Source organism: Pseudomonas sp. NFACC25 (assembly GCF_900100935.1).
GTDB classification, from domain to species: Bacteria; Pseudomonadota; Gammaproteobacteria; order Pseudomonadales; family Pseudomonadaceae; genus Aquipseudomonas; species Aquipseudomonas marginalis.
Genome location: NZ_FMUC01000021.1, coordinates 20,389 through 34,815, shown reverse-complemented (window position 1 = coordinate 34,815; position 14,427 = coordinate 20,389). Strand labels below are relative to the sequence as shown.

13 protein-coding genes are annotated in these 14,427 nt (G+C 61.7%); 10 read left to right on the top strand and 3 right to left on the bottom strand.

Annotation, left to right across the window (positions count from 1 at the left end):
- Positions 1-101 precede the first annotated feature (101 nt).
- Genes BLQ09_RS29060 through BLQ09_RS29050 form a run of 3 tightly spaced genes read left to right on the top strand, consistent with a single transcriptional unit; the run spans position 102 to position 2,449 of the window.
- On the top strand, positions 102-410 hold the full coding sequence (locus tag BLQ09_RS29060) for a hypothetical protein (protein WP_027607793.1): 309 nt from the start codon (positions 102-104) through the stop codon (positions 408-410).
- Positions 411-428: 18 nt separating this feature from the next.
- On the top strand, positions 429-1,106 hold the full coding sequence (locus BLQ09_RS29055) for a response regulator (RefSeq protein WP_017138377.1): 678 nt from the start codon (positions 429-431) through the stop codon (positions 1,104-1,106).
- Entirely contained in the window at positions 1,103-2,449 is a 1,347-nt protein-coding gene (locus tag BLQ09_RS29050) for an ATP-binding protein (RefSeq protein WP_092359496.1), read from the top strand. Before BLQ09_RS29055 ends, BLQ09_RS29050 begins: the two co-directional genes overlap by 4 nt.
- A 138-nt stretch (positions 2,450-2,587) precedes the next feature.
- Here the strand turns inward: BLQ09_RS29050 and BLQ09_RS29045 are convergent, their stop codons facing one another.
- On the bottom strand, positions 2,588-3,586 hold the full coding sequence (locus BLQ09_RS29045; protein ID WP_092359494.1) for an AraC family transcriptional regulator: 999 nt from the start codon (positions 3,584-3,586) through the stop codon (positions 2,588-2,590).
- 27 nt (positions 3,587-3,613) lie between these two features.
- Between BLQ09_RS29045 and BLQ09_RS31370 the strand changes: the two genes are divergently transcribed.
- From BLQ09_RS31370 to BLQ09_RS29030, 4 genes are all read left to right on the top strand, one after another.
- Positions 3,614-3,751 (top strand): hypothetical protein, encoded by a 138-nt coding sequence (locus tag BLQ09_RS31370; protein WP_175472339.1) that lies wholly within the window; start codon positions 3,614-3,616, stop codon positions 3,749-3,751.
- Positions 3,752-3,925: 174 nt separating this feature from the next.
- Positions 3,926-5,257 (top strand): dicarboxylate/amino acid:cation symporter, encoded by a 1,332-nt coding sequence (locus tag BLQ09_RS29040; protein WP_092359492.1) that lies wholly within the window; start codon positions 3,926-3,928, stop codon positions 5,255-5,257.
- Positions 5,258-5,428: 171 nt separating this feature from the next.
- A complete protein-coding gene (locus tag BLQ09_RS29035) occupies positions 5,429-6,415 on the top strand; it encodes an XdhC family protein (RefSeq protein WP_092359490.1) in 987 nt (328 codons plus the stop codon).
- Positions 6,412-7,002 (top strand): nucleotidyltransferase family protein, encoded by a 591-nt coding sequence (locus BLQ09_RS29030; RefSeq protein ID WP_027607798.1) that lies wholly within the window; start codon positions 6,412-6,414, stop codon positions 7,000-7,002. Before BLQ09_RS29035 ends, BLQ09_RS29030 begins: the two co-directional genes overlap by 4 nt.
- Positions 7,003-7,065: 63 nt before the next feature.
- Here the strand turns inward: BLQ09_RS29030 and rne are convergent, their stop codons facing one another.
- On the bottom strand, positions 7,066-10,257 hold the full coding sequence (rne, locus tag BLQ09_RS29025; protein WP_027607799.1) for a ribonuclease E: 3,192 nt from the start codon (positions 10,255-10,257) through the stop codon (positions 7,066-7,068).
- A 767-nt stretch (positions 10,258-11,024) separates the two neighbouring features.
- Here rne and rluC point away from each other — a divergent pair.
- Genes rluC through BLQ09_RS29010 form a run of 3 tightly spaced genes read left to right on the top strand, consistent with a single transcriptional unit; the run spans position 11,025 to position 13,638 of the window.
- Positions 11,025-11,984, top strand: coding sequence for a 23S rRNA pseudouridine(955/2504/2580) synthase RluC (gene rluC / locus BLQ09_RS29020; RefSeq protein WP_027607800.1), 960 nt, complete (start codon positions 11,025-11,027; stop codon positions 11,982-11,984).
- A complete protein-coding gene (locus BLQ09_RS29015) occupies positions 11,971-12,633 on the top strand; it encodes an HAD-IA family hydrolase (protein ID WP_027607801.1) in 663 nt (220 codons plus the stop codon). Before rluC ends, BLQ09_RS29015 begins: the two co-directional genes overlap by 14 nt.
- 21 nt (positions 12,634-12,654) lie before the next feature.
- Positions 12,655-13,638: a S49 family peptidase gene (locus tag BLQ09_RS29010; RefSeq protein ID WP_092359488.1), complete on the top strand. Its 984-nt coding sequence runs from the start codon at positions 12,655-12,657 to the stop codon at positions 13,636-13,638.
- Between the two features lie 136 nt (positions 13,639-13,774).
- On the opposite strand, the gene BLQ09_RS29005 is transcribed toward BLQ09_RS29010, so the two are convergent.
- On the bottom strand, positions 13,775-14,353 hold the full coding sequence (locus BLQ09_RS29005) for a Maf family protein (protein ID WP_027607803.1): 579 nt from the start codon (positions 14,351-14,353) through the stop codon (positions 13,775-13,777).
- Positions 14,354-14,427 lie beyond the last annotated feature (74 nt).

Genomic DNA, 14,427 nt, shown 5'->3' with positions numbered 1-14,427 from the left:
AGCCCGCCGTGATTCAGGCGAGGTTCAAAGCCTGTTCAGGGGGAGTTCAGGGGCGCTTGCGTAGTCTGGCCTCACAGCCAAACGCGTAATGAGGTAACACCATGACTGCGATCAAGAAGCTGATGTTGGCCTTAACCATGCTCAGTGCCACCGTCGGGGTTCAGGCCTCCGATGGTGCCTTTGCCGCATTCGGTCGTGAGAAAACCAAGAAGTCCAGCATCCTGATGCAGCGCGTCAGCATCGAAGATGCTGGCAGTCAGCCCGCGCCCTGGGGCCAGTCCCTGGGCCAGGCCACCCCGCAGCCGAGCTATCGCGCCGGCTATGAACACCTGACCGGCCGGTTCAACGGCATTAAACTGCGCCCGCAAGACCTGCAGGGCCGCTATGATACCCCTCTGTCGGACAGTTGATTTGCTTTGGAGAGCCTTATGAAATTGCTGGTGGTGGAAGATGAGGCGCTGTTGCGCCATCACCTGTTTACCCGCCTGACCGACAGCGGCCACGTGGTCGAGGCCGTGGCCAATGCCGAAGAGGCCCTGTACCAGACCGGTCAATTCAACCATGACCTGGCGATCATCGACCTGGGCCTGCCCGGCATGGGCGGCCTGGACCTGATCCGCCAACTGCGCAGCCAGGCCAAGACCTTTCCGATCCTGATCCTCACCGCGCGCGGCAACTGGCAGGACAAGGTCGAAGGCCTGGCCGCCGGGGCCGACGACTATGTGGTCAAGCCGTTCCAGTTCGAAGAGCTGGAGGCGCGGATGAACGCCTTGCTGCGCCGCTCCAGCGGGTTTACCCAGTCGACCATCGTCGCCGGGCCCTTGCTGCTGGACCTCAACCGCAAGCAGGCGTCCCTCGACGAACAGCCCCTGGCATTGACCGCCTATGAATATCGCATCCTCGAATACCTGATGCGCCATCACCAGCAGGTCGTCGCCAAGGACCGCCTGATGGAGCAGCTCTACCCCGACGACGATGAGCGCGATCCGAATGTGATTGAAGTGCTGGTCGGCCGCCTGCGCCGCAAGCTGGAAGGCCCGGCGGGGTTCAAGCCGATCGACACCGTGCGCGGCCTGGGCTACCTGTTCAATGAGCGCTGCCGTTGATTCGCTCGCTCCGTGTGCGCTTGATGCTGGCGGCCGCCACCCTGGCCGTGCTGTTTATGCTGGGCCTGTTGCCCGCCATGCAGGGTGCGTTCAGCCTGGCATTGCAGGATTCCATCGAGCAGCGCCTGGCGTCGGACGTCACCACCCTGATCTCCGCCGCGCGGGTGGAAAACAATCGCCTGCTGATGCCGGCGCAGTTGCCGGATGAACGCTTCAACCTCACCGATAGCCGCTTGCTCGGCTATATCTATGACCGCGAAGGCCACCTGGTGTGGCGTTCGCGGGCCACCCGGGACGAAAACATCAACTACAAGCCGCGCTATGACGGGCGCGGCAATGAGTTCGCGCGGATTCGCGAGGCCGACGGCCAGGAGTTCTTCGTCTACGACGTCGAGGTCAGGCTGCTCGGTGGCAAGAGCGCGGCGTTCAGTATCGTGGCCCTGCAACCGGTGCGCGAATACCAATTGACCCTCGAAGGCCTGCGCGAAAACCTCTACCTGGGCTTCGGCGCGGCACTGCTGGTGCTGCTGACCTTGCTGTGGCTGGGCCTGACCTGGGGCCTGCAGGCCCTGCGGCGATTGAGCCAGGAGCTTGACCAGATCGAAGGCGGTACCCGCGAAAGCCTCTCCGAGCAACACCCGCGCGAATTGCTGCGTCTCACCGGCTCCCTTAACCGCCTGCTGCACAGCGAGCGCGAACAACGGGCACGTTACCGCGACTCCCTCGATGACCTGGCCCACAGCCTGAAAACGCCGCTCGCCGTGTTGCAAAGCGTGAGCGAAGACATGGCGCAACGTCCGGAAGATCGCGACCAGGCCTGGGTGCTGCAATCCCAGATCGAACGCATGAGCCAGCAGATCGGCTACCAGCTGCAGCGTGCCAGCCTGCGCAAAAGCGGCCTGGTGCGCCATCAGGTGCGCCTGGAGCCGGTAGTGCAAAGCCTCTGCGATACCCTGGGCAAGGTCTACCGCGACAAGGGCGTCACGGTGTCCTTTGACCTGCCACACGAATGCGATGTACCGATCGAGAAGGGTGCCCTGCTTGAATTGCTCGGCAACCTGCTGGAAAACGCCTATCGGTTGTGCCTGAGTGAAGTGCGCATCAGCCTGGTGGAAAATTCCGAAGGGCTCGAGTTGTGCATCGAGGACGACGGCCCCGGAGTGCCTCCGGACCAGCGTGCACGGATCCTGCAACGGGGCGAGCGCCTGGACCGTCAGCATCCGGGGCAGGGGATCGGGTTGGCGGTGGTCAAGGACATCATAGAAAGCTACGGCGCGCGATTGACCCTGGGGGATTCGCCGCTGGGTGGTGCGGCGTTCAAGATTCACTTTCCGGCCTTGTGAACCGTAGCGGCTGGGCTGGCCCTATCGGGGGCAAGCCCCCTCCCACATTTTGAACGTATTCACAGATCAAACTTTGTAACCACAGTCAAAGGTGGGAGGGGGCTTGCCCCCGATGAGGCCCTCACACACGACGCAGCGCTAACTCTCCTGCGCCCGATAGGCCCCCGGTGTCAGCCCCGTCCACTTCTTGAACGCCCGATGAAACGCCGACGGTTCTGAGAACCCCAGCTGCTCGGCGATCGCCTGCAAGGATAAGTCCGCCCGCCCCAGGTGGTAGATGGCGATGTCCCGCCGCAATTCATCCTTGAGCGCCTGAAAGCTGGTGCCTTCTTCGCGCAAATGTCGGCGCAGGGTTTGCGGGCTGACGTGCAAGTGCCGGGCGACGGCCTCCAGGTCTGGCCAGGGCGTGCGGTCGCGGCTCAATAAGCGTCGCAGCTGGCTGCTCAAACTGTCGCCTTCATCCGGGCGTGACAGCAGGTCGGCGGGGGAGCGCTCGAGGAAATGCTTGAGGGTGCGCTCGTCCTGCAACAGCGGCAGGCTCAGGTAGCGGGCGGGAAACACCAGGCTGCTGTGCGGGGCACCGAACACCTGGGCGCAGGGAAACAGCAGGTCATATTCAGCGGCGTGGGCCGGCAACGGGTAGCTGAAGGTGGCCTGGTGCAAACGAATGCGCCGGCCGATCAGCCAACTGCCCAGGCGGTGCCAGATCACCAGCAGGCATTCGCTGAGGAAGTGATCCGGGTCCCACAGGTGAGAATCATCCAGGCTCAGGCGGGCCATTTCGCCTTCCCGTGTCAGCTGCCAGCGCGGGCCTTGTGGGAATAGGCTATAAAATAGTAAACCGCGTTCCAGGGCCTTCTCCAGGGTGCGGCAGTGGATCAGCGCATGGCACATCATGGCGAAGGTGCCGCGTTTGCTCGGCCCGTCGGCGAACCCCAAGTATTCATCGTCCAGTGCCAGCCAGAGCATTTGCAACAGCCGGGTGAATTGCTCGGGTGCAATGCGGGCACGGGGTTCGGCCAACAGTTCCGGGGTGATGCCCAGCTGTTGCAACAGGCCCGAATAGTCGTAACCGGTTCGACGCGCACCGCCCAAGGCTGCCCGGGCGTAATGGCTGGCGATGGTACGTTCACGCATGCGGGGCCCTCGTCCATGGAATGGCGGATGGTAGTCATCACCTGGCAGGGCGACAAGGCGGATATCCGCCAAATTGTAGGACGGGATTGGGCGGCGTGGCGGAAATCCGCCAGCCTATTCGGCACATTGGTGGCGGCTTTGAAATCCGCAGCCCTGATGTCTTAAGGCTCCCAGGGGTTTTCAGCAAAGTGGCACGGCGTTTGCGATAAGGATTACAGCGCAGGCCTGGTCCTACAGGCTTCGCAAACAACAAATCCCTCCAGTGCAGGAGGGTTCGCAATTCAAGTGTCGTGGGCAATGGCGGATATTTGCCACACGGGACGATTGAGGAATTTTGCAATGACGACTCGTCAGCCAATCTACAAATCCCTGTATTTCCAGGTGATCGTTGCAATCGTTATCGGTATTTTGCTCGGTCACTTCTACCCGCAGACCGGCGTGGCGCTCAAGCCACTGGGTGACGGCTTTATTAAGCTGATCAAAATGGTCATTGCCCCGATCATCTTCTGCACCGTTGTCAGCGGCATCGCCGGCATGCAAAGCATGAAATCGGTCGGCAAAACCGGCGGCTACGCGCTGCTGTACTTCGAAATCGTTTCCACCATCGCACTGCTGATCGGCCTGATCGTGGTGAACGTCGTGCAACCGGGCGCCGGCATGCACATCGACGTGGCAACCCTGGACGCATCCAAAGTCGCTGCCTATGTGACTGCCGGTGCTGACCAGAGCATCGTTGGCTTCCTGCTTAACGTGATCCCGAACACCATCGTCGGCGCTTTCGCCAACGGCGACATCCTGCAAGTGCTGATGTTCTCGGTGATCTTCGGTTTCGCCCTGCATCGCCTGGGTGCCTACGGCAAGCCGGTGCTGGACTTCATCGATCGCTTCGCCCACGTGATGTTCAACATCATCAACATGATCATGAAGCTCGCGCCACTCGGTGCCCTGGGCGCCATGGCGTTCACCATCGGTGCCTACGGTGTAGGTTCCCTGGTGCAGTTGGGCCAGTTGATGATCTGCTTCTACATCACTTGCCTGCTGTTCGTGCTGGTGGTGCTGGGCGGTATCTGCCGCGCCCACGGTTTCAGCGTGATCAAACTGATCCGCTACATCCGTGAAGAACTGCTGATCGTTCTGGGTACGTCCTCCTCCGAATCCGCACTGCCACGCATGCTGATCAAGATGGAGCGTCTGGGCGCGAAGAAATCCGTAGTCGGCCTGGTAATCCCGACCGGTTACTCGTTCAACCTCGACGGTACCTCGATCTACCTGACCATGGCTGCCGTGTTCATCGCCCAGGCAACTGACACCCACATGGACATCACCCACCAGATCACCCTGCTGCTGGTGCTGCTGCTGTCCTCCAAAGGTGCTGCTGGCGTGACCGGTAGCGGCTTTATCGTACTGGCAGCCACCCTGTCGGCTGTCGGCCACCTGCCGGTTGCCGGCCTGGCGCTGATCCTGGGTATCGACCGCTTCATGTCTGAAGCCCGTGCACTGACCAACCTGGTGGGTAACGCCGTTGCTACCCTCGTTGTGGCCAAGTGGGTCAAGGAACTGGACACCGACAAGCTGCAAAGCGAGCTGGCATCCGGCGGTACCGGTATCTCTGAAACCCGCGAAGTCGATGACCTGGGCGTGGCCGAGGGCCCAGCCCCTGTGATCAAGTAAACCGCTGATGGCGTGAAATCCGCGCCGACAGCTATCCGCAAACGCCCCGACTGGTTCGGGGCGTTTGCGTTTGTGCGGGATTACTTTTTTGCAATATTTTCACTTAGAGTCAGCGACTGATGAAATTCGCGCTACGCGGCATGTTCCAAACGCAGACTGGCAGGAGGATATATGGACAGTGTTGATTTGAATGTCCTGCGCAGCGTGCTCGAATGGCGCCGCGCCGGGCAGCAGGTGGTGTTGTATAGCGTTGTCCAGACCTGGGGCAGCGCGCCGCGTCCACCGGGCGCCATGCTGGCGTTGCGGGGGGATGGCGTGGTGATCGGCTCGGTGTCCGGCGGTTGCATCGAGGACGACTTGATCGCCCGCTTGCAGGATGGTCGCCTGACGCACGACGGGCCGCCGGTGCAGTTGGTGACCTACGGCGTGACGCGCGACGAGGCGGCGCGTTTCGGCCTGCCATGCGGCGGCACCTTGCGCTTGACCGAAGAGCGGGTGCAAGACTGGGCCTGGGTCGCGCAGTTGCTGGAGCGTTGCGAAGCGCATGAAATTGTCGCGCGGGAACTGGACCTGGTCTCCGGTGAAGTCACGTTGAGCAGTGCGAACAAGACCGATGTGGTCACCTTCGATGGCGAACGCCTGCGGGCTATCTATGGCCCGCGCTGGCGCCTGCTGTTGATCGGTGCCGGGCAACTGTCGCGCTACGTGGCGGAAATGGCGCGCCTGCTGGATTTCGAAGTATTGATATGCGATCCGCGTAGTGAGTTTGTCTACGGCTGGGAAGAGCAGCACGGCCGCTTCGTGCCGGGTATGCCTGATGAGGCGGTGCTGAATATCCAGACCGACGAGCGCACGGCCATTGTCTGCCTGACCCATGATCCGCGCCTTGATGATATGGCGTTGCTGACGGCGTTGAACTCCAGTGCCTTCTACATCGGCGCGCTGGGTTCGCGGGTCAATAGCCAGACGCGTCGCGAGAACCTGGCGGCGCTGGGGTTGTCGACGGACGCGATTGCGCGTTTACATGGGCCGATTGGCCTGCATATCGGTAGCCATACGCCGGCGGAGATCGCCTTGTCGTTGATGGCGGAAATTGTCGCGATCAAGAACGGCGTGGCGCCAATGCAGAAAAAGCCCCTGCCGGCGGTTGCTGAATAATGCTGGCGGCGATTGTCTTGGCGGCGGGGCGGGGCAGCCGGTTCCGAGCCGAGGCGGGGGCTGACCAGGATAAGTTGCTGGCCGATTGCGTGGGCCGTGATGGGGTGATGCGTCCGGTGATCGAGCAGGTATTGGTGAATTTGCCGGATCGCCTGATGGCGCGCTGGCTGGTGACCACGCCGGATCGCACGGAGATCATTCGGTTGGCCCAGGCGTATGGCTGCCAGGTCTTGCTGTTGCAGTCAGCCGGCATGGGCGAGAGCATCGCCGCAGCCGTCGCGGCCAGTGCCTCGGCGGATGGCTGGCTGGTGGTGTTGGGGGATATGCCGTTTATCCAGTCATCGAGCATTGAACGGGTGATTGACGCGCTGGAGGAGGATGGCATCAGCGTGCCGGTGCAGGCGGGTGACTATGGGCATCCAGTGGCCTTTGGTCGCGCTTTTGGTCCGGACTTGATGGCGCTGACCGGGGATCGTGGAGGCAAGCCATTGTTCGCACGTGTCCGGGTGCGGGAAGTGCAGGTGGAAGATGCGGGTGTTCTGTGGGATGTGGATCTGCCGAAACGGTTAAATTTTAGTGCGGACTAAGTAAAGGACATAAAAAAAGCCCCGCCTGATCACTCAGGCGGGGCTTTTTAGTGGCTGATGGAATCAGGCGAGGGGTTTAGGCTCGTGTTCTTCTTCCAGGGCCTTGTGCTCTACCCCTGCTTCAGCAGCGGTGTGCTCAACCACGGTTTCAGCAACCGGGGCTGGCGCCTCGACAGCTTCGACGATGGCTGGAGCGGCAGCAGCAGCGGCGGCAGCTGCCTCAGCTTCCTTGCGACGACGACGCACTTCACGTGGGTCGTTCGGCGCACGGCCGTTTTCGGTCAGGGCGCTGGCTGGTGCGGCTTCTACCACGGGTGCTTCGGCAACCACCGGGGCTTCAACAACCACTGGCGCAGCCTCGACAGCTGGCGCAGGCTCGGCAACCACTACTTCGGCAACCGGCGCAGGCGCTTCTTCTACCACCGGTGCAGGCGCTGGTGCTTCAACCGGGGCGGCAGGTTCGGCAGTCCACTGGAAGGCGGTCTGTTCTTCGCGAACTTCACGCACTGCCGGGGCAGCTTCTTCGACAGCCGGGGCTTCAGCGGCGACTTCAACTACTGGCTGAGGCTCAACCACCGGAGCGGCTTCAACTGCGACCACTTCGGTTTCTGGCTGGGCGTCGCGGGTCGGTGCCACTTCCACTTCCGGAACCACTGGGGCTTCGACAGGGGTAGTTGCTTCAACGACCGGTGCTTCAACCGTTGGGGTCTCGGCAACTGGCGCTTCAACGGCAACGGTTTCTTCGACAGCGGCAGTCGCGCGTTCAGCCTGTTCGTGAGCCTGGGCTTCAGCAGGTGCGCTGATCACCGAGCTGGCAACCGCTGCGGTAACGGCCAGGCCGGCAGCCAGTTCGGCACCGGTCGGTTCGTGGGCGGCGCCTTCTGCGTTCTCGCCGGCCTCTTCCGAGCCCTCGATCACATTGCCATTGGCATCACGCTGACGCTCACGGCGGTTGCTGCGACGACGCTGGCCACGGGAGCGGCGGCGTGGACGATCGCCTTCGGCGTTGTCCTGACCGTCTTCCTGCAATTGCTCTTCGCCGGCCAGCACTTCTTCTTCGCTGGCGGCAGCGGCTTGCTCGGCACGTGGTTGACGCTCTTCACGCGGTGGGCGCGGCTGGCGCTCTTCACGTGGTGCACGCTCTTCGCGCGGCTGGCGAGCTGGGCGCTCTTCAGCGGCAGCGGCTGCAACACCTGCAACGGCAGGGGCGGCATCCAATGGCTCGCGCAGTTCACGCACACGTTCTTCACGCTCGCCACGCGGCTTGCGATCTTCACGCGGAGCACGTGGGGTACGTGGTGCGCGCTCTTCGCGCGGTGCACGTTCTTCACGGGCTACGGCCGGGGTTTCTTCACGCGCTTCGCGAGGTGCACGCTCTTCACGTGGTGCGCGTTCTTCGCGAGGCGCACGTTCTTCACGCGGCTTGCGCTCTTCGTCACGGCGACCGTTGCGGTTACGGCTCTGCTGGCGACCGTTGCGACGCTCTTCGTTGCGTGCAGGGCGTTCGGTCGCAGGTTTTTCAACCACGACCGGTGCCGCAGGCTCTTCCTTGGTGGCGAACAGGCTGACCAGCGACTTCACCAGGCCCTTGAACAGGCTCGGCTCAGGCAGGGCGGCCGGTGCGGCAACCGGGGCAGCGGCTTCAACCGGCACCGGTGCGTTGGCACGGGCTGGGGCGGTTTTCACGGCGGCTTCCTGGCGCACCAGGGTGCGGGTCGCGGCGGCTGGCTGGACTTCTTCCACTTCGGCGGCGGCGGCAGCGATTTCGTAGCTGGACTGGCCGCTGTGGGCTTCCGGGCTGTCGTCACGCAGGCGCTGTACTTCGAAGTGCGGCGTCTCGAGGTGATCGTTCGGCAGGATCACGATACGAGCACGGGTGCGCAGTTCGATCTTGGTGATCGAGTTGCGTTTTTCGTTGAGCAGGAAGGCTGCGACCGGGATCGGCACTTGCGCGCGGACTTCGGCGGTGCGGTCTTTGAGGGCTTCTTCTTCGATCAGGCGCAGGATCGCCAGGGACAGCGATTCAACGTCACGGATGATGCCGGTGCCGTTGCAACGCGGGCAGACGATGCCGCTGCTCTCGCCCAGGGATGGACGCAGGCGCTGACGGGACATTTCCAGCAGACCGAAGCGCGAGATACGGCCGACCTGTACGCGGGCTCGGTCGGCTTCCAGGCATTCGCGGACTTTCTCTTCCACGGCGCGCTGGTTCTTGGCGGGGGTCATGTCGATGAAGTCGATCACGATCAGGCCGCCGATGTCGCGCAGGCGCAACTGGCGGGCGATTTCTTCAGCCGCTTCCAGGTTGGTCTGCAGGGCGGTTTCTTCGATGTCGCTACCCTTCGTGGCGCGCGCCGAGTTGATGTCGATGGACACCAGGGCTTCGGTCGGATCGATCACGATGGAGCCGCCGGAAGGCAGTTCGACCACACGCTGGAAAGCGGTCTCGATCTGGCTTTCGATCTGGAAACGGTTGAACAGCGGCACGCTGTCTTCGTACAGCTTGATCTTGCTGGCGTACTGCGGCATCACCTGGCGGATGAAGGTCAGGGCTTCGTCCTGGGCTTCGACGCTGTCGATCAGCACTTCGCCGATGTCCTGGCGCAGGTAATCGCGGATGGCGCGGATGATCACGTTGCTTTCCTGGTAGATCAGGAACGGCGCGGAACGATCCAGGGAGGCCTCTTTGATGGCGGTCCACAGTTGCAGCAGGTAGTCGAGGTCCCACTGCATTTCTTCGCTGCTGCGGCCCAGGCCGGCAGTGCGCACGATCAGGCCCATGTCGGCCGGTGCGATCAGGCCGTTCAGCGCTTCACGCAGTTCGTTGCGCTCTTCGCCTTCGATGCGACGGGAGATGCCGCCGGCACGCGGGTTGTTCGGCATCAGCACGAGGTAACGGCCGGCCAGGCTGATGAAGGTGGTCAGGGCGGCGCCCTTGTTGCCACGTTCTTCTTTTTCGACCTGAACGATGACTTCCTGGCCTTCGCTCAGGACGTCCTTGATGTTTACGCGGCCTTCGGGGGATTTCTTGAAGTATTCGCGGGAGATTTCTTTGAGGGGCAGGAAGCCGTGGCGCTCGGAGCCGAAATCGACAAAGGCAGCCTCAAGGCTTGGTTCGATGCGAGTAATACGGCCTTTATAGATGTTGGCCTTCTTTTGCTCGCGTGCACCGGATTCGATGTCCAGGTCGTAGAGGCGTTGGCCATCTACCAGTGCAACACGCAACTCTTCGGGTTGAGTTGCGTTAATCAGCATTCTTTTCATGTTGTACCGTCGGTTTCCGGGCTGCCGGAAACGGCGTTCGGCACACACGACTTCTCACGGTCGGTGTCAGGTGCGTCAAGAGTGGTTGGCCACTCCAGTGTCCAGCAAAATCGGCCAATTGGGCCGGTATCGCGACGGACGCGTCCTGCTTGTTAGCGGTGGTGACAAAGGCACCACTTCAACAAAAGCTAAGGTCAGGAGGAGGAATCAACCGGCGACTGTGGACGAGATGAAGCGTCTAAATATAAGCCTAGTGCTACACGGTCCGACGGTTGTGCATCTCCACCCTACACGTATCCCTGATAATTCGGGTGCTGCCGCGCGCAGAATCCGCAGCGGGTTGGCATTTACCGTGTTCTCCAATGGGGAGTCCACGCTCATGGCTAAACAAGACTGAATGTGGGCGACTGCGCTCACACTCAGCTCTTAACAGGCGTTGTTTCCGAAGCATTCGCCGTGGTCCGGCTCAAGACTGACTGCACTTTGTGAACTGGCCGTAAATATCGGCGCAGAACGCGAGTATTCACTCTGCTTTCTGCACTCGCTTCAGGCCTCATGTCACCTGCGCTTGTTACAATCTCGAGCCTTCCAGGGTGGCGAAAGCCCCGTAGGACGGCCTCGCGTCCTGATGAATTGCGATGGTCAGGGCCGGCAGTTTGCCGCTAGTCCTCTGCCCAGGCCGCTTTTGGCGGCGTTCGCGACTATAGCAGCAATGATTAAGTGCTTCAATTCCATAAAAAATTGTTATCATCGCCGCCATGACGACTACCGCCCCCCAGACCCCCAGCGTCCAGCTGCTCGAGGTCTCGCCGGAATATGCCGGCCAACGCATCGATAATTTTCTCCTGGCCAGGCTCAAGGGTGTGCCCAAGACCTTGATCTACCGCATCTTGCGCAAAGGCGAAGTGCGCGTGAACAAGGGCCGCATCAAGCCTGAGTACAAGTTGCAGGCGGGCGATATTGTCCGTGTGCCGCCCGTGCGCGTGCCTGAACGCGATGAGCCCGTGCCATTGGCCCAGGGCCTGTTGCAGCGCCTTGAGGCATCGATTGTCTTCGAAGACAACAAGCTGATCGTGATCAACAAGCCCTGCGGTATTGCGGTTCACGGTGGCAGCGGCCTGAATTTCGGCGTGATCGAAGCCTTCCGTCAGCTGCGCCCGGATTGCAAGGAGCTGGAGCTGGTCCACCGCCTGGACCGCGACACCTCCGGCCTGTTGATGATCGCCAAGAAACGCAGCATGTTGCGCCACCTGCACACCGCCCTGCGCGGCGATGGCGTGGACAAGCGCTATATGGCGCTGGTGCGCGGCAACTGGGCCAGCTCGATCAAGAGCGTCCGCGCGCCGTTGCAGAAGAGCAACCTGCGCTCCGGCGAGCGCATGGTCGAAGTGGACGAGGAGGGCAAAGAAGCCCTGACCCTGTTCAAGGTGCTGCGTCGTTTCGGTGATTTTGCCACCATGGTCGAGGCCAAGCCGGTGACGGGGCGCACCCACCAGATTCGTGTGCACACCCTGCATGCAGGCCATTGCATCGCTGGCGATACCAAGTATGGCGACGAGGATTTTTCCAGGGAAATCCGTGACCTGGGCGGCAAGCGCCTGTTCCTGCACGCCTACATGCTCACCGTGCCGCTGCCTGACGGCGGCGAGCTGAAGCTGCAGGCGCCGGTCGATGAGATGTGGGCCAAGACCGTGGAGCGTTTGAGTGTCGCACCTTGACTACAAGCTGCTGATTTTCGATTGGGACGGCACCCTGTGTAACTCCATCGGTCGGATTGTCGAGTCGATGCACGCAGCTTCGAGCCGCTCGGGCTTCGACGTGTGCACTGACCTGGCGGTCAAAGGCATTATCGGCCTGGGCTTGCCTGAGGCGATCCGCACCTTGTACCCCGGGATCAGCGACGCTGAACTGGTGACGTTCCGCGAGCATTACGCGGATCACTACATTGCGCTGGAGGCCACACCTTCGCCGTTGTTCGAGGGTGTGGCGCAGTCGCTGGAGGCTTTTCGCGCCGGGGGCTATCACCTGGCCGTCGCCACCGGCAAGGCCCGCCGCGGGCTGGACCGGGTGCTCAGCGCCCATGGCTGGGAGGATTATTTCGACATCACCCGTGCCGCAGATGAAACCGCCAGCAAACCTCACCCTCTGATGCTGGAGCAGATCCTTGCCCATTGCGGTGTGTCGCCGCGTGAGGCGTTGATGGTGGGTGATGCTTCCTTCGATCTGATGATGGCGCGCAACGCCGGCATGGACAGCGTGGCAGTCAGCTATGGCGCCCAGTCCGCCGAGGCGTTGCAGCAATACGAGCCGAGGGTCACGATTGATCATTTTTCTGAATTGCAGGCCTGGCTCGGTCGGGCCCAATAAGTCTTTGCTGGGGTTGATGGCATGAGTGACGAGTGGAAAGCGCCTGAAAAGGCTGAAAGCGGTGACGACAAGAGCTGGAAACTGCTGGAGAAGACGCTCCTGGCCAGCGTCCAGGAGCAGCGTCGAGCACGACGCTGGGGGATTTTCTTCAAGCTGCTGACCTTCACTTACCTGTTGCTGATGCTGGCGCTATTCAGTCCGCTGATGGACATGGAAAAAAACGCGACCCGTGGCGCCAACTACACCGCGTTGATCGAAGTGCGGGGAGTGATCGCCGACAAGGAGCCTGCCAGCGCTGACAATATCGTCAGCAGCCTGCGTGCCGCGTTTGAAGACCCCAAGGTCAAGGGCGTGATCCTGCGCATCAACAGCCCAGGCGGCAGCCCGGTGCAATCGGGTTATGTGTATGACGAGATTCGCCGCCTGCGCGGCCTGCACCCGGATATCAAGCTGTACGCGGTGATTTCCGACCTGGGGGCCTCGGGCGCGTATTACATTGCCAGTGCCGCCGACCAGATCTACGCCGACAAGGCCAGTCTTGTCGGCTCCATTGGTGTGACGGCAGCCGGCTACGGCTTTGTCGGTGCCATGGAAAAGCTGGGGGTTGAGCGTCGTACCTACAACTCGGGCGAGCACAAGTCGTTCCTTGATCCGTTCCAGCCGCAAAAGGCCGATGAAACCCAGTTCTGGCAGGGAGTGCTCGATACCACCCATCGCCAGTTCATCGCCAGCGTGAAACAGGGGCGTGGGGATCGCCTGAAGGACAAAGACCATCCGGAGCTGTTCTCCGGGTTGGTGTGGTCGGGGGAGCAAGCATTGCCGCTGGGGCTGATCGATGGTTTGGGCAGTGCCAGTTCGGTAGCGCGGGATGTGGTCGGCGAGAAAGAACTGGTGGACTTCACCGTTGAAGAATCGCCGTTTGATCGTTTCTCCAAGAAGCTCGGCGCCAGCGTGGCTGAGAAGCTGGCGCTGTACATGGGCTTCCAGGGTCCGGCACTGCGTTAATATCTCAAGTCTGTCGTAGATCAAAATGTGGGAGGGGGCTTGCCCCCGATAGCGGTGGATCAATCAATCCAAGGTTGGCTGACACACTGCTATCGGGGGTAAGCCCTCCCTTCCCATATTTGGTTTAGCAGTGTTCTTAAGGGATTTGCACGCCTTCGCTGAGCAGCATGTCCACCAAACGAATCAGCGGTAAGCCGACAAGGCTGGTCGCGTCCGGCCCTTCGGTGCTTTGGAACAAGCTCACGCCCAGCCCTTCCGCCTTGAAGCTGCCTGCGCAGTCATACGGCTGCTCGATCCGCAGGTAGCGCTCGATGCGCGCTGCATCCAGCTCGCGCATGTGCACAGTGAAAGGCACGCAGTCCACCTGGCAGCGCCCGGTCTCGCTGTTAAGGAGGGCCAGGCCGGTGAGGAAGCTGACACGCTTGCCGCTGGCGGCCAATAACTGCTCGCGCGCATTTTCGAACGTGTGAGGCTTGCCGATGATGCGGCCTTCCAGCGCGGCGACCTGGTCTGAGCCGATGATCAGGTGGCCGGGGTGGCTGGCGGCGAGGGCGCGGGCTTTCTGTTCGGCCAGGCGCTTGACCAGGTCTGTGGCGGACTCGTTTGCAGCATGGCTTTCGTCGATATCCGGCGAGCTGCAGATGAATGGCAGGTGCAGGCGGCTGAGCAATTCCCGGCGATAAACCGAGCTGGAAGCGAGTAATAAAGGCAGCATATACGTATCCTCAAGGCAGCCGCCGATTCTAGCGGGGCGACCGGCCGACGCACAGGGCTGAATTTCCTTTGACA